General features: G+C 61.4%; 19 protein-coding genes. 6 read left to right on the top strand and 13 right to left on the bottom strand.

The features are described from left to right. Window positions 1-3: 3 nt before the first annotated feature. Both tagQ and H096_RS19885 read left to right on the top strand, forming a co-directional pair. Window positions 4-933, top strand: a complete 930-nt coding sequence (gene tagQ, locus H096_RS19880) for a type VI secretion system-associated lipoprotein TagQ (RefSeq protein WP_033901114.1) — start codon at window positions 4-6, stop codon at window positions 931-933. 124 nt (window positions 934-1,057) lie between these two features. After that, a complete protein-coding gene (locus H096_RS19885) occupies window positions 1,058-1,432 on the top strand; it encodes a hypothetical protein (protein WP_010207528.1) in 375 nt (124 codons plus the stop codon). 131 nt (window positions 1,433-1,563) lie between these two features. Here H096_RS19885 and H096_RS19890 read toward each other — a convergent pair whose 3' ends face one another. The 6 genes from H096_RS19890 to exbB form a co-directional block, all read right to left on the bottom strand. Continuing rightward, complete coding sequence (locus H096_RS19890; protein WP_033901115.1) at window positions 1,564-2,964, bottom strand: aminoacyl-tRNA deacylase and HDOD domain-containing protein; 1,401 nt, start codon at window positions 2,962-2,964, stop codon at window positions 1,564-1,566. Window positions 2,965-3,041: 77 nt separating this feature from the next. Continuing rightward, a complete protein-coding gene (gene recG / locus H096_RS19895; protein WP_033901133.1) occupies window positions 3,042-5,117 on the bottom strand; it encodes an ATP-dependent DNA helicase RecG in 2,076 nt (691 codons plus the stop codon). Window positions 5,118-5,125: 8 nt separating this feature from the next. Beyond that, window positions 5,126-6,046 carry a hydrogen peroxide-inducible genes activator gene (locus tag H096_RS19900; RefSeq protein WP_016975936.1) on the bottom strand — a complete coding sequence of 307 codons (921 nt, stop codon included), beginning with the start codon at window positions 6,044-6,046 and terminating at the stop codon, window positions 5,126-5,128. 144 nt (window positions 6,047-6,190) lie between these two features. After that, entirely contained in the window at window positions 6,191-6,940 is a 750-nt protein-coding gene (locus tag H096_RS19905; RefSeq protein ID WP_016975935.1) for an energy transducer TonB, read from the bottom strand. Next, complete coding sequence (exbD, locus tag H096_RS19910) at window positions 6,937-7,362, bottom strand: TonB system transport protein ExbD (RefSeq protein ID WP_003195519.1); 426 nt, start codon at window positions 7,360-7,362, stop codon at window positions 6,937-6,939. The genes H096_RS19905 and exbD overlap by 4 nt, the downstream gene beginning before the upstream one ends. A gap of 6 nt (window positions 7,363-7,368) precedes the next feature. After that, a complete protein-coding gene (exbB, locus tag H096_RS19915; protein WP_033901123.1) occupies window positions 7,369-8,337 on the bottom strand; it encodes a tonB-system energizer ExbB in 969 nt (322 codons plus the stop codon). 187 nt (window positions 8,338-8,524) lie between these two features. Here exbB and H096_RS19920 point away from each other — a divergent pair, with 187 nt between their 5' ends. After that, complete coding sequence (locus H096_RS19920; RefSeq protein WP_033901125.1) at window positions 8,525-9,382, top strand: SDR family oxidoreductase; 858 nt, start codon at window positions 8,525-8,527, stop codon at window positions 9,380-9,382. 31 nt (window positions 9,383-9,413) lie between these two features. Here the strand turns inward: H096_RS19920 and H096_RS19925 are convergent, their stop codons facing one another. The 6 genes from H096_RS19925 to H096_RS19950 form a co-directional block, all read right to left on the bottom strand. Beyond that, the gene (locus H096_RS19925; protein WP_033901127.1) at window positions 9,414-10,157 is read right to left on the bottom strand and encodes a hypothetical protein; all 744 of its coding nucleotides are present in this window, start codon (window positions 10,155-10,157) and stop codon (window positions 9,414-9,416) included. Between the two features lie 56 nt (window positions 10,158-10,213). After that, window positions 10,214-10,594 carry a RidA family protein gene (locus H096_RS19930; RefSeq protein ID WP_010566963.1) on the bottom strand — a complete coding sequence of 127 codons (381 nt, stop codon included), beginning with the start codon at window positions 10,592-10,594 and terminating at the stop codon, window positions 10,214-10,216. Between the two features lie 22 nt (window positions 10,595-10,616). Beyond that, window positions 10,617-12,722, bottom strand: coding sequence for a bifunctional GTP diphosphokinase/guanosine-3',5'-bis pyrophosphate 3'-pyrophosphohydrolase (gene spoT, locus H096_RS19935; RefSeq protein WP_016975931.1), 2,106 nt, complete (start codon window positions 12,720-12,722; stop codon window positions 10,617-10,619). Window positions 12,723-12,782: 60 nt separating this feature from the next. Next, a complete protein-coding gene (gene rpoZ / locus H096_RS19940) occupies window positions 12,783-13,046 on the bottom strand; it encodes a DNA-directed RNA polymerase subunit omega (RefSeq protein WP_003176920.1) in 264 nt (87 codons plus the stop codon). A 167-nt stretch (window positions 13,047-13,213) separates the two neighbouring features. After that, window positions 13,214-13,834, bottom strand: coding sequence for a guanylate kinase (gene gmk / locus H096_RS19945; protein ID WP_033901130.1), 621 nt, complete (start codon window positions 13,832-13,834; stop codon window positions 13,214-13,216). A 10-nt stretch (window positions 13,835-13,844) separates the two neighbouring features. Continuing rightward, a complete protein-coding gene (locus H096_RS19950) occupies window positions 13,845-14,708 on the bottom strand; it encodes a YicC/YloC family endoribonuclease (RefSeq protein WP_016975929.1) in 864 nt (287 codons plus the stop codon). Between the two features lie 185 nt (window positions 14,709-14,893). Between H096_RS19950 and rph the strand changes: the two genes are divergently transcribed. After that, complete coding sequence (rph, locus tag H096_RS19955) at window positions 14,894-15,616, top strand: ribonuclease PH (RefSeq protein ID WP_003213280.1); 723 nt, start codon at window positions 14,894-14,896, stop codon at window positions 15,614-15,616. 22 nt (window positions 15,617-15,638) lie between these two features. Beyond that, on the top strand, window positions 15,639-16,007 hold the full coding sequence (locus tag H096_RS19960; RefSeq protein ID WP_033901131.1) for a DUF4870 domain-containing protein: 369 nt from the start codon (window positions 15,639-15,641) through the stop codon (window positions 16,005-16,007). Between the two features lie 58 nt (window positions 16,008-16,065). Here H096_RS19960 and H096_RS19965 read toward each other — a convergent pair whose 3' ends face one another. After that, entirely contained in the window at window positions 16,066-16,845 is a 780-nt protein-coding gene (locus H096_RS19965; RefSeq protein WP_003195493.1) for an exodeoxyribonuclease III, read from the bottom strand. 82 nt (window positions 16,846-16,927) lie between these two features. On the opposite strand from H096_RS19965, the gene pyrE reads away from it, so the two are divergent. Continuing rightward, entirely contained in the window at window positions 16,928-17,572 is a 645-nt protein-coding gene (gene pyrE, locus H096_RS19970) for an orotate phosphoribosyltransferase (RefSeq protein WP_010168197.1), read from the top strand. Window positions 17,573-17,661: the final 89 nt, after the last annotated feature.

A 17,661-nucleotide genomic window follows, 5' to 3' on the forward strand; every position in this document is an offset into this window, starting at 1 on the left:
CCTATGCTTTTTTCCCGTAAGGCGGTTTCCAAGCGTCACTTGCTGCTGATCGCGGCCGGTTTCAGCACTGTGTTGACTGGTTGCGCCACGTCGCCGGCCTCCAAGGTCGCGTCGAGCACCAAGGTCGAGTACTACCCGAACTGCTACGAGCCGGTGCAGCACCTGCGCGCGACCGATTCGGACATGACCAAGTCGGTCGTGACCGGCGCGGCCATTGGCGCCGCTGGCGGTGCCCTGCTGGGCGCCCTGACCGGCGACTCTGACAAGCGTGGCCGTAACGCCGCCATCGGCGCAGCGGGTGGCGCATTGGCCGGCGGCGCGGCGGGTTACTACACCGAGCGTCAGAAGCAGATCAGCGATGACAACCAGCGCATTGCCTCCTACTCCACCGATTTCAACAAAAGCGCCTCCGACATCGACCGCAGCACCGCCTACGCCAAAGCGTCGCAGCAGTGCTACCAGAGCGCATTCACCAAGCTGGTGGCCGACCGCAAGGCCAAGACCGTCAACGACACCGAAGGCCGCAAGCGCCTGGCGGAAATCGTGTCCGGCCTGAAGGAATCCAATGACCTGATCGTCGCGGTCAACGGCAAAGCCAGCGAAGACCTGAACAACTACACCCAGGCCTACGAAAAAGATCTGCAACAAGTGGGTGTGCAGCGTAATGACGTGGTGACCGTGGCCCAGGCAGACGTAGCCCCTGCGGTCGTCCCGGCCAAGAAGGGTGGCAAGACTCCACCGAAAGTCGCGAAGAAAAAAGACCTGCCGGTCGTGCCGAAAGAGGCGGTGACCACCGAGAAGAGCATCCAGACCGTGCAGGCCAAGCAAGCTGAAAGCAAGCAGGTTGCCAGCGCCGGTAAGGCGCAGATCGAAGGCACCTGCCGCGATCCTAACCTGGCCGACTGGGCGCCAGTGCCTTGCCCGAACGTTTAAGCAACATGCTGCTATAAGCGTCAGACGCCAGCCGATCTTCCGCTAATGCGCAAGATCGGTGGCGTTCTTTTTGCAAATCGTTAAACTGCTGCGGCCACTCAATAAATACACCGAGGCCGTGTGCATGAAATTTCGTCTTCTCCTGTGGGTGCTGGGCCTGATGATGGGCAAAGCCAGCCGCACCAATCCTGCCTTCCAGCAACAGTTGGGCGATAAAGACCTGGCGTTCCAGTTGCAGACCCTCGACGGCAAGGTTGCCCGTCACTTCATCGTCAAAGACCAGCGCATCACCAGCCGCTCGGGTGTTCACCCGTCGCCAGCATTCGCCATCGCCTTTAAAGATGCCGCCTACGGCTTCGCCACGATGCAGGCGAAGAACAAGCAACTGGCATTCATGACGGGGATTCAGGACAAGTCGATCCAGATCAAAGGCAACCCGGCGCTGGTGATCTGGTTCCAGGGGTTGACCAAGTATTTGAAGCCGAAGAAAAAGAAGTAGGGCTTTGAGGGGAGCCGAGGTGGATTCATCGCAGGCAAGCCAGCTCCCACACTTGACCGAGTTCCAACTTTGGAATGCCGTCTAGTGTGGGAGCTGGCTTGCCTGCGATAGCGGTCTAACAGACTAAAAATTCAGCCCTGACTGAACTGCGAGGCCAGCTCACGCAACAACACCTCGGCATCCAGCACTTTACCCACCACTTCCTCAGCCTTGTCCCGCGTCAGCCCCAGGCGCTCAAGCAGCGCATCCGGAATAGCCTCATCCGGCCCGGAGCCAATCCCTCGGCTGCGCAACAAGCGCACCGCCAGGCACACCAGGTTCGGGTATTCAGCGTACTGACCATCGTAGGTCGGGTCATGCTGGAAGCGCAGCGCGGTGGACAACTCGTCCGGCATGTCCCAGTAGCGCATCAGCCACGCGCCAATCTGCTCGCGGCTGATACCCAGCAAGTGTTGCTCGACATAGCTGTGGCACAGGTGCGGGTTGACCTCCAGGTGACGGCAGATCAGCGAAAAGTGCGGCGGGAACACGTGAGCCAGCAGCAGGTAACCGAAGTTGTGCAGCAGACCGGCCAGATAAGTCAGGCCGGCTTCCGGGCGCTGGGCGCGCGGCATGGCGCGGGTCAGGCCTTCGATCACGGCGGCGGTGTAGATCGACTGGTGCCAGTACGGCGTGGACTGGTGCGGGTGGTCCTTGGGCAGGCTCAAGGTCTTGCCCAGAGCCAGGCCCAGCGCCAGGTTGATCACCAGGTCGAAGCCCAGCACGCGCACGATGGCGTCTTCCACGGAGCGGATCTTGCCCGGCGATGTGTAGTAGGGCGACGCGGCCCAGCTCACGACTTGCGCAGCCAGGGCGGGATCGGTTTCGACGACGCCGGTGATGTCATCAATAGTGGCGTTTGGATCGACGCGCAGCTTGATGATCTTCTGCGCCGTGTCGGCCAGCGGTGGAATCTCGATGGTCGCTTCCAGGCGTTGCTGGATGCGGCGGGCGGTGAACGCCTGCATCGCCTGGGTGATTTCCTCGCGGTCATCATTGGGACGGTCGAGGTTGGGGCGGATGTTGCTCAACGGCTCGCCGAAGTGGCCGGCGCTGGCCTTGGTGAGCATCGTCTTGAAGGCGTCGCTGGAGATCTCCAGCAACAGGCCAGCTTCACCCGAATGCACCAGCAGGCTCGGCTCGTTGAGCAGGCTGCCTTCGTACAGGCACGGCGAACTGGTGAGCGGCGGCAGGCCTGGCAGCAAGCTCAGTTCGTGCTTGCCCAGCATGCGTTCGACGCGGTCCGGTGACACCGCCGTGAGGCGGCGACCGGTGAGTTCGGCGAGGCGGTTGAGGTCGAGCAACTGGTTCTGCGGGAACAGCACCATCAGTGCGCCCACCGCGTCTTCCAGCAACACGGCCTGGACCTTTCGCGCAGGATTCAGGCCCGGTAGGTCGGTGACTTCCGTGTAGGGGATGGCGAGTTTTGCGAGCAGAGCCCGAATGACCGGCGGGGCGGTCAGTGGGGCTGTGGCGAGGGCAACTTCTGACATGGCCTGATCCAATTTCTTACAGTCCACGAAGTATAACCAGCTTGATACAACTGTTGGTCGACTAAGTGAGTCAGGCGTCACACTTGGCCGTATTGCTGCCCATGGCGTAGCCAGCGATCCAGCAAAGGACTGACATGATCCGGCCAACGTTCGAGCAACGCTTGCGCCGCATCGCGCACGGCCGGCAGCAGGTCAGCGTCGCGCATCAGGTCGGCGACCTTGAATTGCAGCAGGCCGGTCTGGCGCGTGCCGAGCATTTCGCCGGGGCCACGCAGCTCCAGGTCTTTTTCGGCGATGACAAACCCGTCGTTGGTTTCGCGCATGATGCCCAGGCGTTGGCGACCGATCTGCGACAGCGGCGGGTGGTAGAGCAGCACACAATGGCTGGCGGCGCTGCCCCGGCCGACCCGGCCGCGCAACTGGTGCAGTTGCGCCAGGCCCAGGCGCTCGGGGTTCTCGATAATCATCAAGCTGGCGTTGGGTACGTCCACACCGACCTCGATCACCGTGGTTGCCACCAACAGTTGCAGGTTGCCGGCTTTGAATTCGGCCATCACGGCGGCTTTTTCAGCGGGCTTCATGCGGCCATGGATCAGCCCGACCTTAAGCTCGCCCAGAGCACTGGTGAGGTCCTCAAAGGTGGTTTCGGCCGCCTGGCACGTCAGCTCTTCGGACTCTTCAATCAGCGTGCACACCCAGTACGCCTGCCGCCCTTCGGCGCAGGCGCCGCGCACGCGCTCGATCACTTCGACACGTCGGGTGTCGGTGACCAGCACGGTGTTGACCGGCGTCCGGCCGGGCGGCAGTTCGTCAAGGATCGAGGTGTCGAGGTCGGCGTAGGCGCTCATCGCCAGGGTGCGCGGGATCGGCGTGGCGGTCATGATCAGTTGGTGCGGGTTCATGCGCCCGCCCACGCCTTTCTGCCGCAGGGCCAAGCGTTGTTGCACGCCGAAGCGATGTTGTTCGTCGATGATCACCAGCGCCAAATTCTTGAATTGCACTTCATCCTGAAACAGCGCGTGGGTGCCCACTACCATGGGAGCGCCGCCGGCAATCTGTTCGAGTGCCGCTGTGCGCACCTTGCCCTTGAGCTTGCCGGCCAGCCACGCCACTTCCAGGCCGAGCGGCTCGAGCCATCGCTTGAAGGTGATGAAGTGCTGCTCGGCAAGAATCTCGGTGGGCGCCATCAACGCCACTTGGTAACCGGCTTCCAGCGCTTGCAGGGCGGCGAGGGCGGCGACCACGGTCTTGCCTGCGCCTACGTCGCCCTGGATCAGCCGTAGCATCGGTTCTTTCTGACTGAGGTCGTAGGCGATTTCATTACCGACGCGCTGTTGGGCACCGGTCGGCGCAAAGCCGAGGTTGGCCAGGTACTGCGCAGGCAAACGCGTGGCCTTGGGCATGGCCGGTGCACGCAGGGAGCGCATGCTTTCGCGCAGGCGCTGCTGTGACAGTTGGTGGGTCAGCAGTTCTTCAAAGGCCAAGCGATGCTGGGCCCAGTGGTGACCCAGCGCCAGCTCGTCGACATCAGCATCGGCAGGGGGGTGATGCAAGTAGCGAATCGCATCGTCCAGCGACGCCAGCTGATAGTCGCGGGCCAGCTCCAGCGGCAGCCAGTCGGGCAGGCTTTTCGGCCCGAGCATCGTCAGTGTCTGCATGCACAACTGGCGCAGGCGCTGTTGGGTCAGGCCTTCGGTGAGCGGGTAGATCGGTGTGAGCGTGGTGTCGACTGGCGGCGGTTCATCGCCGGTGATGGCGCGGTATTCCGGGTGATAGATCTCAAGACCCGACGCACCGGGCCGCGCTTCGCCGTAGCAGCGCACGCGGGTGCCGCGCTTGAGCCCTTCTTTCTGCGCATTGCTGAAATGGTAGAAGCGCAGGCTCAGGCCACCGGTGCCGTCCTGCAGACGCACCACCAGGCTGCGACGTTTGCCCATCACCACATCGGCACCGCTGACGGTGCCTTCGACCACCGCATCCTGCCCAGGGCGCAACTGGCCGATGGGCACCACGCGGGTGCGGTCCTGATAGCGCAGGGGCAGGTGGAACAAAACGTCCTGGAGGTTTTCCAGGCCGACCTTGGCCAACTTCTCGGCCATGGCTTCACCGACACCCTTGAGTGCCGTCACCGACACCTGCGACAGCTCAGTCATACCGTTGCTTAGCTCGCAGCCGTTGGCTTGGCCACCGAGCACAGGCGGATCGAATCGGCGAGGATCTCAATCGCTTTCGGCCGTGGGAAGCTGGCGCGCCAGGCGATCGCCACGGTGCGGAACGGCACCGGCGGCGTCAGTGGGCGCACTTCGATCACGCCAGGGGCGTAGTGATGGCTGTCCACTGCCGACAGCGGCAGGATCGAAATACCCAGGCCGGACGCGACCATGTGGCGAATGGTTTCCAGGGAGCTGGATTCCACGGTGGTGTGCTTGGCGCCGTCGTTGCCCTTGGTCAGGGTCGGGCAGGCTTCCAGGACCTGGTCGCGGAAGCAGTGGCCTTCGCCCAGCAGCAGCAGGCTCTTGTCGTTGAGCAGGCCAGCGTCGATGGTGTCTTTTTGCGTCCACGGGTGGGACGCGGGCATCAAGACGTAGAACGGCTCGTCGTAGAGCGGCAGGGTCAACACGTCCGCCTCGTTGAACGGCAGGGCGATGATGATCGCGTCCAGCTCGCCGTTGCGCAGTTTGTCGCGCAGCACGTGGGTGAAGTTTTCTTCGATATACAGCGGCATCTGCGGCGCGACGCGGTGCAGTTGCGGGATCAGGTGCGGGAACAGGTAAGGGCCGACGGTGTAGATGGCGCCGACTTTCAGCGGTGCAGTCAGCTGGTTCTTGCCGGCCTGGGCCAGTTCGCGAATGCTCTGCGCTTGCTCCAGCACCTTCTGGGCCTGGGCAACAATGCCTTCGCCCACAGGCGTCAGGCGCACGGCGCTCTTGCTGCGCTCGAAAATCAGCACACCGAGTTCGTCTTCAAGCTTTTTCACGCCCACCGACAGCGTCGGCTGGCTGACATGGCAACGCTCGGCCGCATGGCCGAAGTGCTGCTCTTGGGCGAGGGTAACGATGTAGCGTAATTCTGTAAGAGTCATAGCGGGCGTCCATGAGGTTGCGGGCCAAGCATACCGGCTGCAATCGATAGACGCACGTTATCAGAACTTTGCTGGGGATTGAGCGGGGAGTTACGCAGATTTTGCTGAGGGTGGTGAGGGTTGCCCCCTCACCACCTTCATTTTTCAGCGACGACGCTTCTCGATGTTGTACACGAACGGTGCAACGATCTCGATGCTGCCGCCTTTGAGCATGTCTGCCGGCGGCTTGGGCAGCGGCTGGGCACGACGGATCATGTCCAGCGTGGCGCGGTCCAGGTCGGCGTTGCCGGAGCGGCCCACCAACTCGTAGGACAGCACGTTGCCTTCGGCATCCACCACGAACTTCAGGCGGTTCAAACCTTCCTTGCCACGGGCCTGGGCGCCTGGCGGGTACTTCTTGTACTTCTGCAAGTGCGCCAGCAGGGTGCCTTCCCAGGAAGCCTTCGCTGCGATCTGCTGCGGAGACGGGCCTGGAACAGGCTGGGCCGATTTTTCAGCCGGTGCCTGGGTCGGCGGAGCGTCGCTCGGCGGGTCCTCGGAGGGTTTCTCCTTGGGCGGCTCGATCTTCTTCTCCACCGGTTTTGGCGGCTGCGGTTTCGGCTTGGGCTTGACCGGCTTGGGCACCTGGATCGTTGGCTTGGGCGCCTCGGCCAGTTTCGGCAGGGGCAGCTCTTCCACCGGTGCAGGCGGTTGCGGCGGCGTTACCACCTTGGGCGGCGCTGGCGGCGGCGGGGCTGGCATCGGTGCCAGGTCGATGACCATGGCAGCCGGTGGCAACTGCACCGTGCGCGGCGCGGACCAATGAAGCGCGATAGCGATCGCGACGGCATGCACGCCCAGTACGACGGCGAGGCTGGTGCCATAACGCGTCAGTTTGTGGCGCGTCGTGATCATTTCTTGGCTGCCGTCTCAAGTCCGACCAGGCCGACCTTGAGGTAGCCGGCTGCCCGCAGGGCATCCATCACGCTCATCAGGTCGCCGTAGTCCACGCCCTTGTCAGCCTGGAAGAAGATCGTCGTGTCTTTCTTGCCTTGGGTCTTGGCGTCGAGCACCGGCCCCAGGGTTTCAGCTTTGACTTCTTCTTCGCCCAGGAACAGGCGTTGGTCCGCCTTGACGCTGAGGAAGATCGGTTTCTCTGGCCGAGGCGCAGGTTTTGCGCTGGACGCGGGCAGGTCAACCTTGATGTCCACGGTCGCCAACGGTGCCGCCACCATGAAGATGATCAGCAGCACCAGCATCACGTCGATAAACGGCGTGACGTTGATTTCGTGGTTCTCGACGAGTTCGTCGTCGCCTTGATTCAAATGCAGGCCCATGGCCGATTACCCCACTTTCACCATGTGCGGTTGCGAGCTGCGCTCGGTAGGCAGGTGATCGAGGTCGCGGCTGACCAGCAGCAGGACTTCTGCCGACGCGTCCGATACCTGGGCCTTGTAGCCGGCAATCGAACGGGCGAAGACGTTGTAGATCACCACCGCAGGAATCGCAGCAACCAGGCCCAGGGCGGTCGCCAGCAGGGCTTCGGCGATGCCGGGGGCAACGACGGCGAGGTTGGTGGTCTGGGTTTTGGCGATGCCGATGAAGCTGTTCATGATGCCCCACACGGTACCGAACAGGCCGACGAACGGCGCGGTGGAACCGATGGTTGCCAGCACGCCGGTGCCGCTGCTCATGTTACGACCGCAGGCCGCCACCAGGCGCTCCAGACGGAAGGCAACACGTTCCTTGATGCCTTCTTTTTCGCGGGTGTTGGCGGACAGGCGCATTTCTTCCAGCGCGTCGTGCACCAGGGTATTGGCCAGGGTGCCCTTCTTGGTCGCGCTTTCGCTGGCTTCCTTGAGGGTGGTGGCCTTTTTCAGGTGGACGATTTCAGTACGCAGACGACGTTTGGCGCCCAGCAGCTCGAAGCCCTTGGCGATCCAGATGGTCCAGGTGATGATCGACGCGATGGCCAGGCCGATCATCACGGCTTTCACCACCACGTCAGCATTCTGGTACATGCCCCACGGCGACAGGTCATGGGCCATGCCCAGGGTGTTGTCTTCTTCCAGCACCACACCGGTGTCGTCGGCGGCTGGGTCAGCTGCCAGTGCCGGGTCGGCGGCGGCGGGCGCTGCGGCCGGTGCCGCGGCGTTTTGCTCGGCGGCAGCCGGGGTAGCGGGTGCGGTGGCGTCAGCGAATGCGGCGGTCGGTGCCAGCAGTACGCTGAACAGCAGCGCAGCAATCGCGCGCCAGGCGCGGGACGGGCTGTGAAGCTTGGTTGGCGAAGCGGGGGTTGTATTACGTGTCATGCTGGCCGGACCTGAGAGAAAAAAATGAGTGATCGTCCTTCCAGACCAGAGGGTCGAGGACAAATGGGCGGTTATTATTGCAAGTAATTCTTGTTAACAGAAGTAATACAGTAACTTTATTTGTGCTTTTTCTGGCCGTCTGTCATCTGCGAAGGCTAACCTAGACCTTTCAGTACGGAGTTTTGTGATGTCTGCGCCTTCTGTTGTGATTGCCGGATGTGGCGATGTGGGGAGCCGGCTGGCCAGCCAGTTGCTCGCCTCTGAATGGGAGGTCCATGGCCTGCGCCGCGATATTTCGCGGCTGCCCGACGGGGTGATCGGCATCGCCGGCGACCTGTTCAACAAGGACTGCCCCGACACCTGGCCGATCGGCGGGGTGGATTACCTGGTGTACTGCGCCGCAGCGACAGACCACGACGAAGCCGGCTATCGCGCTGCTTATGTAGAAGGGCTGAAACATGTGCTGGAGTGGCTGGGCGATTACGGCCAGGAGCCGAAACACCTGCTGTTTGTGTCCAGCAGCAGCGTTTACGGGCAGCAGAATGGCGAGTGGGTCGACGAAACGTCGGAGACGCAGGCGAAGGGTTATTCTGGGCAGGTGATGCTGGAAGCCGAGCAAGTCGCACTCAACAACGGTATTCCGGCGAGCATTGTGCGTCTGACGGGTATCTATGGGCCGGGTCGCGAATGGCTGTTGACTCAGGTTCGCCAAGGCTACCGTGTGGCAATCGACCCACCTTTATATGGCAACCGCATTCACGCGGAAGACGCAGCGGGTTTGCTGGCGTTTTTGTTGCGGCATGTGGAAAAGGGCGGTTCGCTGGGCAAGGTCTACATCGGCGTCGACGATGCGCCGGCGCCGTTGGCCGAGGTAGTGGATTGGTTGCGTGAGTACCTGGGCGTGACCGAATGGGCTGATGACGCGAGTGTGCGGCGTGCTGGCAGCAAGCAATGCAGCAATGCCCGAGCCAAGGCGTTAGGCTGGACGCCGACGTATCCGAGTTATCGGGAAGGCTATGCAGCGATCCTCGAAGGCCAGCGTTAAATGAAAAAGGAGCCCAAGGGCTCCTTTTTTATCATTGTTTTTCCAGCAGCCACTGGCGAGGCCCTGGCGTAAACGAAGGCACCTCATCCGCCTGCGCGGTATTGATCGCCTGGAAGATCTCCAGTTGCTTACCCTTGCGCACAAAAATCCACGGGTTGCCCTGGCCGTTCAGTTGCAGCCAGATGCTGTCGTAGCCACCGCTCATGGACGCGCAATCGCCCGCCAGGCACAGCGAGTACTGATCGACATTCGGCAGGCCGGCGACCTTGCCGTTAGCCTGGAATTGCACGATGGCGCCGCTGCCGAAGCCGTCGAGGATCTTCCAGTCGCCCCCCATATAAGCGGCGTACAGTGCGCGCTCGAAGTTTGCGCCCAGTGGCGCGCCTTCCGGTGCGGGCTCTTTGGGGCGGGCGAACAGCTGTTCAGGCTCGTTGTCGTTGGCCACTTGCAGCAGCTGTTTGCCTTTACGCTTGAGTTCGGTGGCGGAGCTGCCGTAGAAATCCACACTCCAGGCGCCGGACTTTTCACCCAGCAACTTGCCTTCCGCTACTTCAAAACCGTTGTAGTAGCGTGCCTGCGAGGCCTTGGTATTGACCTCCCATTCGAGGTTCGGGCCAAAGCTCTGCAAGGCTTCACGCAAAGGGCCGCCCTTGGCCGCCGCATCGATGGCGACCTGGTTGATCCAGGTGCCACTCACATCCCGGTCGGCAGGGTTGCTTGCGCAGCCGCCAAGCAACAGGGCGAACAGTGATGAGGCTACAAGCGCTTTGCGCATCATGAAATCCTTTTAAAACGAAGTCGGCGCAGCCTATGGGGGCTGCGCCGGGTGTTTTACTCGATGACCAGAATCGCGTCCATCTCAACCTGCGCACCCTTTGGCAGGGCCGCAACGCCGATGGCGGCGCGGGCTGGGTACGGCTGTTCGAAGTACTTGCCCATGATCTCGTTGACCTTGGCGAAGTGGCTCAGATCGGTGAGGAAGATGTTCAGCTTGACGATGTCTTTGAACGAGCCGCCGGCAGCCTCGGCCACCGACTTGAGGTTTTCGAAGACCTGCACGGTCTGTGCTTCGAAGCCTTCAACCAGTTCCATGGTCTTTGGGTTCAGTGGAATCTGGCCGGACATGTAGACGGTGTTGCCTGCCTTGATCGCCTGGGAGTAGGTGCCGATGGCGGCCGGGGCTTTATCGCTGGTGATAACAGTCTTGGTCATGAATGACTCCTTGTAATGTGGCTTAGGCGCGCATGCGAGTGATGCGGATCACACCCGTCAAGGCACGCAGTTTCTTGATCACGCGGGCCAGGTGCACGCGGTCGTGAACGCTGACCACCAACTGGACCACGCTGATGCGACCATCGCGCTCGTCCATGCTGATCTTCTCGATATTGCCGTCGGCCGCGTTGACGCTGCTGGCGAGCAGGGCGATCAGGCCGCGCTGGTGTTCCAGCTCGACGCGCAGCTCGACGTTGAATTCGCCGGTGACATCCTTGGCCCACGAGAGCTGGATGCATTTTTCCGGGTTGTGGCGGATCTCGGTGATGTTGCGGCAGTTGTCCAGGTGCACCACCATGCCTTTGCCTGCCGACAAGTGGCCGACAATCGGGTCGCCCGGGATCGGCGTGCAGCACTTGGCGTAGCTGAGCACCAGGCCCTCGGTGCCACGAATCGCCAGCGGACCTTCCGGGCTTGGCAACTGTTCGCCTTCGCCGAGCAGGCGGCGGGCGACGACGTAGGCCATGCGGTTGCCCAGGCCGATGTCTTCCAGCAGGTCTTCGATGGTTTCCTGGCGATATTCGTGGAGCATCGCTTGCACGCGCTCTGTAGGAATCTTGTCCAAGGCGCTGTCGAAACCGTTGAGCACCTTGTTCAGCAGGCGTTCGCCCAGGCTGATGGATTCGGAGCGGCGCTGTAGTTTCAGCGCGTGACGGATGTGCGTACGCGCCTTGCCGGTGACCACAAAATTGAGCCATGCCGGATTCGGGCGTGCGCCCGGTGCGCTGACGATCTCGACCGTGGAGCCACTTTGCAGCGGCTCTGACAGCGGTGCGAGACGGCGATTGATCCGACAGGCGATGCAGCTGTTGCCCACGTCTGTGTGCACGGCGTAGGCAAAGTCGACCGCCGTGGAGCCTTTGGGCAGCTCCATGATCCGGCCTTTGGGCGTGAACACGTAGACCTCGTCCGGAAACAGGTCGATCTTCACGCTTTCGATAAATTCGAGGGAGTTGCCGGCACGTTGCTGCATTTCCAGCACGCCCTTGACCCACTGGCGGGCGCGGGCATGGGTGCCTTTTGGCTGTTCGTCGCCACTGGATTTGTACAGCCAATGGGCGGCGATGCCGTTGTTGGCCATCTCTTCCATTTCGCGGGTGCGGATCTGGATCTCGATCGGCACCCCGTGCATACCAAACAATGTGGTGTGCAACGACTGATAGCCGTTGGCCTTGGGAATCGCGATGTAATCCTTGAAGCGCCCCGGCAGTGGTTTGTACAAATTATGTACAGCGCCCAGCACGCGGTAGCAGGTGTCGACCTTGTCGACGATGATCCGGAACGCATACACGTCCATGATCTCGTTGAAGGCCCGACGCTTGCCGCGCATCTTCTTGTAGATGCCGTAGATGTGCTTCTGCCGGCCGCTGACCTCGCCTTCGATCTCGTCGATCGCCAGGCAATGGCTCAGCGACTCTTCGATCTTGTTGACGATTTCCTTGCGGTTTCCCCTGGCGCGCTTGACCGCCTGGTAGATGCGCGCCGAACGCATCGGGTGCATGGCCTTGAAGCCGAGGTCTTCGAATTCGATACGAATGGCGTGCATGCCCAGCCGGTTGGCGATGGGCGCGTAGATTTCCAGGGTTTCCTTGGCGATGCGCCGGCGTTTTTCACCGGACAGCACTTCCAGCGTGCGCATGTTGTGCAGCCGGTCGGCCAGCTTGACCAGGATCACGCGGATATCGCGGGCCATGGCCATGGCCATCTTCTGGAAGTTTTCCGCCTGGGCTTCGGCCTTGGTCTCGAAGTTCATCTGGGTCAGTTTGCTGACCCCGTCGACCAGTTCGGCCACGGTTTCGCCAAATTGCGCGCTGAGCGCTTCCTTGGCGATGCCGGTGTCTTCGATCACGTCATGCAGCATCGCGGCCATCAGGCTCTGATGGTCCATGTGCATGTCGGCCAGAATATTTGCCACCGCAAGAGGATGGGTGACATACGCCTCGCCACTGCGGCGGCGCTGGCCGTCGTGGGCTTGTTCGGCGTAGAAATACGCTCGGCGGACCAGGTTGACCTGGTCGGGGCCGAGGTAGGCCGATAAGCGATCGGCGAGGGCGTCTATGCTCGGCAAAGTGTGAACTCCTGCCGTTGGCTGTGACCCCGCGCCGTGCTACGTCGACCAGGCATAGGCTTAGACGGCCTCGTTGGACTCGTCCTCGAACGCTGCAAACAGCGGTTCGTCTTCAACGATTTCGGCGTTGGCGATGAACTCGTAGCTCATCAGGCCTTCAGCGATTTCACGCAGGGCTACAACGGTAGGCTTGTCGTTTTCCCACTGGACCAGGGGCTCTTTGCCGCCAGTGGCCAGTTGACGGGCACGCTTGGTAGAGAGCATGACCAGCTCAAAGCGGTTATCCACGTGTTCTAGGCAGTCTTCAACGGTTACGCGGGCCATGGTATTCCTCGGAGCGAATGCAAGATGCGCGCTGCCCGGTTGGGCGAGCGGACTAAACAGTTTAAAAAATCACCAGCGTTTAGGGAAGCGCTGATTTTTCGCAGGCCCTCGCAAAACCGCTACAAGTGCCAATGTAAAGCCCTTGCAGCGGTTTTGGGAAGAGCCAATCAACCGAGCAGTTCGGCCAGTAATTTGCCGAAACGCTGTTGCTGGCGCTTTTGCTGGAGCTGATTGGTGCGGAAAATCGCCTTCAAATCGTCCAGTGCGTGGGCAAAATCGTCGTTGATGATCAGGTAGTCGTAGTCGACGTAGTGGCTCATTTCGCTGACGGCTTCACGCATGCGGCCTTCGATGATCTCGTCACTGTCCTGGCCACGGTTGGTCAGGCGCTGGTGCAAAGCTTCCAGCGAAGGCGGCAGGATGAAGATCGAGCGCGCCTGCGGCATCAGCTTGCGGACTTGCTCGGCGCCCTGCCAGTCGATTTCCAGGATCAGGTCGTGGCCTTCATCCAGGGTCTGCTGCAAGTGGCTTTGCGAGGTGCCGTAGAGGTTGCCGAACACTTCGGCGCGCTCCAGGAAGTCGCCGTGTTCGATCATCTTGACGAACTCGGTGCGCTCGACGAAGTGATAGTGCTCGCCGTTCACCTCACCCGGACGCATGGCGCGGGTGGTGTGGGAGACCGAAATGCGGATCTGCTCGTCAGCGTCGGTCAGGGCCTTGACCAGGCTGCTTTTGCCCGCGCCCGAAGGGGCGGAAATGATGTACAGGGTGCCGGTGCTGTGGGTCATGGAGGTTGCCTTACTCAATATTCTGTACTTGTTCGCGCATCTGCTCGATCAACACTTTGAGGTTGACCGCAGCCGTGGTGCTGCGCGGGTCGAACGCCTTGGAGCCGAGTGTATTGGCTTCGCGGTTGAGTTCCTGCATCAGGAAGTCCAAACGCCGACCGGCGGCACCGCCGGACTTGAGCACGCGGCGCACTTCGAGGATGTGGGTGCTCAGGCGATCAAGTTCTTCGGCGACGTCGCTCTTCTGCGCGAGCAGGACCATTTCCTGTTCCAGGCGCGTCGGATCGAGGTCGGCCTTCATGTCGGTGAAGCGGTCGAGCACCTTCTGGCGCTGGGTGGCGAGCATTTGCGGCACCAGCTCACGCAGGGTGACCACGTCTTCTTCAATGGCGGTCAGGCGCTCGCTGATCAGGCGGGCCAGTTCGGCACCTTCGCGCTCACGGCCGGCCTTGAGCTCCTTCAAGCCCTGGTTGAACAGGGCGAGGGCTTCGGCGTTGAGGGCTTGAGGGTCGGTGGCATCGGCCACCAGCACGCCGGGCCACGCCAGCACTTCCAGCGGGTTGAGCGCGGCCGGCTGCTTGATCAGACCGGCGATGGTTTCGGCGGCGGCGACCAGTTGCGCGGCGCGGTCGCGGTCAATCTGCAGGGCCTTGCCGGTGGTTTCTTCGGTAAAACGCAGGGTGCATTCCAGCTTGCCGCGGGAAATGCCCTGGCGCAGCGCTTCACGCACGGCGCCTTCGAGGTCGCGAAACGATTCCGGCAGGCGCAGGTGCGGCTCCAGGTAACGGCTGTTGACCGAGCGCAATTCCCAGCTCAGGGTGCCTTGGACGCCGGCTTTTTCGACGCGGGCGAAGGCGGTCATGCTGTGCACCATGGAGGTACCTCGCGTTGCAGCCCGCAAACACGGGCTGATGATTAAGATGGCGCAGGATTGTAGCGCAGTGGGGCGGACACGCCCAAACCCGAGCATTCGTAACCGGATTTTTTAGCAGTGCCCCGAATCGGCTCGCGGCTCTATAATGCTCGGCAGTTTTTCGTCCTCAGTACAGGTGTCTCCCTATGAAACGTCCAAGTGGTCGCGCTGCCGATCAGCTCCGCTCGATCCGCATCACCCGCAACTACACCAAACACGCCGAGGGTTCTGTACTGGTCGAGTTTGGCGATACCAAGGTCATCTGCACCGTCAGCGTCGAAAACGGCGTGCCGCGTTTCCTCAAAGGCCAGGGCCAGGGTTGGTTGACCGCCGAGTACGGCATGCTGCCGCGCGCCACCGGCGAGCGTAACCAGCGTGAAGCCAGCCGTGGCAAGCAGGGCGGCCGTACCCTGGAAATCCAGCGCCTGATCGGTCGCTCCCTGCGTGCAGCCCTGGACATGTCCAAGCTGGGCGACGTGACCCTGTACGTCGACTGCGACGTGATCCAGGCCGACGGCGGCACCCGCACCGCGTCCATCACCGGCGCCATGGTGGCCCTGGTTGATGCACTCAAAGTGATCAAGAAGCGTGGCGGCCTGAAAGGCGGTGACCCGCTCAAGCAAATGATCGCTGCCGTATCGGTAGGCATGTACCAGGGCGAACCTGTACTGGACCTGGACTACCTGGAAGACTCGGCTGCCGAGACCGACCTGAACGTGGTCATGACCAGCACCGGTGGTTTCATCGAAGTACAGGGCACCGCCGAAGGCGCGCCATTCCAGCCGGCCGACTTGAACGCCATGTTGGCCCTGGCCCAGAAAGGCATGACTGAAATCTTCGAGCTGCAGAACGCCGCCCTGGCTGACTGAGCCCGCCTCAAGGAGAAGCGCCATGAATGACAACCAAGAACTTGTGCCGATGCCTTCCTATGAAGTACGGCAGGGGGCGATGTTGTGCCATCTCGCGGCGTTTCTCGGGTTTGTGTTCCCTTTCGGCAGTGTCGTGGGGCCGCTGATCCTGTGGCAGATGAAGAAAGAAAAGGACGCGTTCATTGATGATCAGGGCAAGGAAGCCTTGAACTTCCAGATCACCGTGGCCATCGCCTGGATAGCCTGCATCGTACTGGCGTTCACGATAGTTGGGTTTTTCCTGATGTTTGCCCTGGCGATCGCCACGATCGTGCTGACCATCATCGGCAGCATCAAGGCCAACAAAGGGATCGCCTATCGCTACCCGTTGACCTGGCGTGTGATCAAATAATGAGCGCCCACAAAAAAACCGACAGCGATGTCGGTTTTTTTGTGCCTGGAAAAAGACCTCAGATGGTCAGTGTCCAGTCGTAGTCCACGATCAGCGGCGCGTGCTGCGAGAAGCGTGGCTGGCGCGGCAGGCGTGCACTGCGCACGAACCGGCGCAGACCTGGAGTCAGCAACTGGTAGTCGAAACGCCAGCCCAGGTTGAGCATCTCAGCCTGTTCGTTGTCCGGCCACCAGCTGTACTGGTCGCCTTCGCGGCTGACTTCGCGCAGGGCATCCACATAGCCCATATTGCCGACAATCTCGTCCATCCAGGCGCGTTCCGGCGCCAGGAAACCCGGGGATTGCTGGCTGTCGCGCCAGTTCTTGATATCCAGCTTCTGTTGCGCCACGTACAGCGAGCCACAATAAATGTACTCGCGACGTTTGCGTCGCTGTTTATCCAGGTAACGGGCGAAATCGTCCATTAGCTTGAACTTCTGGTTCAAGTCTTCATCGCCGTTCTGCCCCGAAGGAAGCAGCAAGGTCGCGATGCTGACCTTATCGAAATCGGCTTGCAGGTAGCGCCCGTAGCGGTCGGCTGTCTCGAAGCCGAGGCCGCTGATGACCGCCTTGGGTTGCAACCGCGAATACAAAGCCACGCCACCTTGGGTGGGCACTTCGGCATCGCAGGCATAAAGGAAGTAGCCATCCAGTTGGAAGGCTGGGTCGTCCAGTTCAAAGGCGGAGGCGCGGGTATCCTGCAGGCAGATGACGTCGGCATTCTGGGCTTGCAGCCAACTGAGCAAACCACGCTCGACTGCAGCCTGAATACCATTAACGTTCACACTGATGATCCGCATAAATGGCCCCAAAAATCGCGTGCGTGTATGATACACGCCGTCTACCTAATTAGCTAAATCCGTGGTATCTGAGGCTTTTTTCATGCAGGCGTATCAACGCGATTTCATTCGTTTTGCCATCGATCGCGGCGTTTTGCGCTTCGGTGAGTTCACTTTGAAGTCCGGGCGCACCAGCCCGTACTTCTTCAATGCAGGCTTGTTCAACTCGGGTTCGGCCCTGGCTCAGCTGGGTCGTTTCTATGCGGCGGCCATCGTTGAAAGCGGTATTTCCTTCGACGTGCTGTTCGGCCCAGCCTACAAGGGTATCCCCCTGGCGGCCGCGACGGCCGTGGCTCTGGCTGAACATCATGGCCAGGATCTGCCATGGTGCTTCAACCGCAAAGAAGCCAAGGCCCACGGCGAAGGCGGCAGCCTCGTCGGAGCTCCGCTCAAGGGCGACGTGCTGATCATCGACGACGTGATCACCGCTGGTACTGCGATCCGCGAAGTGATGCAGATCATCGCCTCCCAGGATGGCGCCAAGGCTGCCGGCGTGCTGATTGCGCTGAACCGCCAGGAACGCGGCAACGGTGAATTGTCGGCCATCCAGGAAGTGGAGCGCGATTTCGGCATTCCCGTGGTGAGCATCGTGTCGCTGAACCAGGTGCTGCAGTTCCTGGAGGATGATCCGCAGCTCAAGCAACACCTGCCGGCGGTGAAGGCGTACCGCGAGCAGTTCGGCGTCTGATTTCTGGGCTGCTGCGCAGCCCAGCGGGAGCAAGCTCCCTCGCCACAAATAAAAAGGCCCCGCTCAATCAGATTGAGCGGGGCCTTTTT

The sequence above is a fragment of the Pseudomonas sp. FH1 genome (assembly GCF_000510895.2).
GTDB lineage: Bacteria > Pseudomonadota > Gammaproteobacteria > Pseudomonadales > Pseudomonadaceae > Aquipseudomonas > Aquipseudomonas azotoformans_A.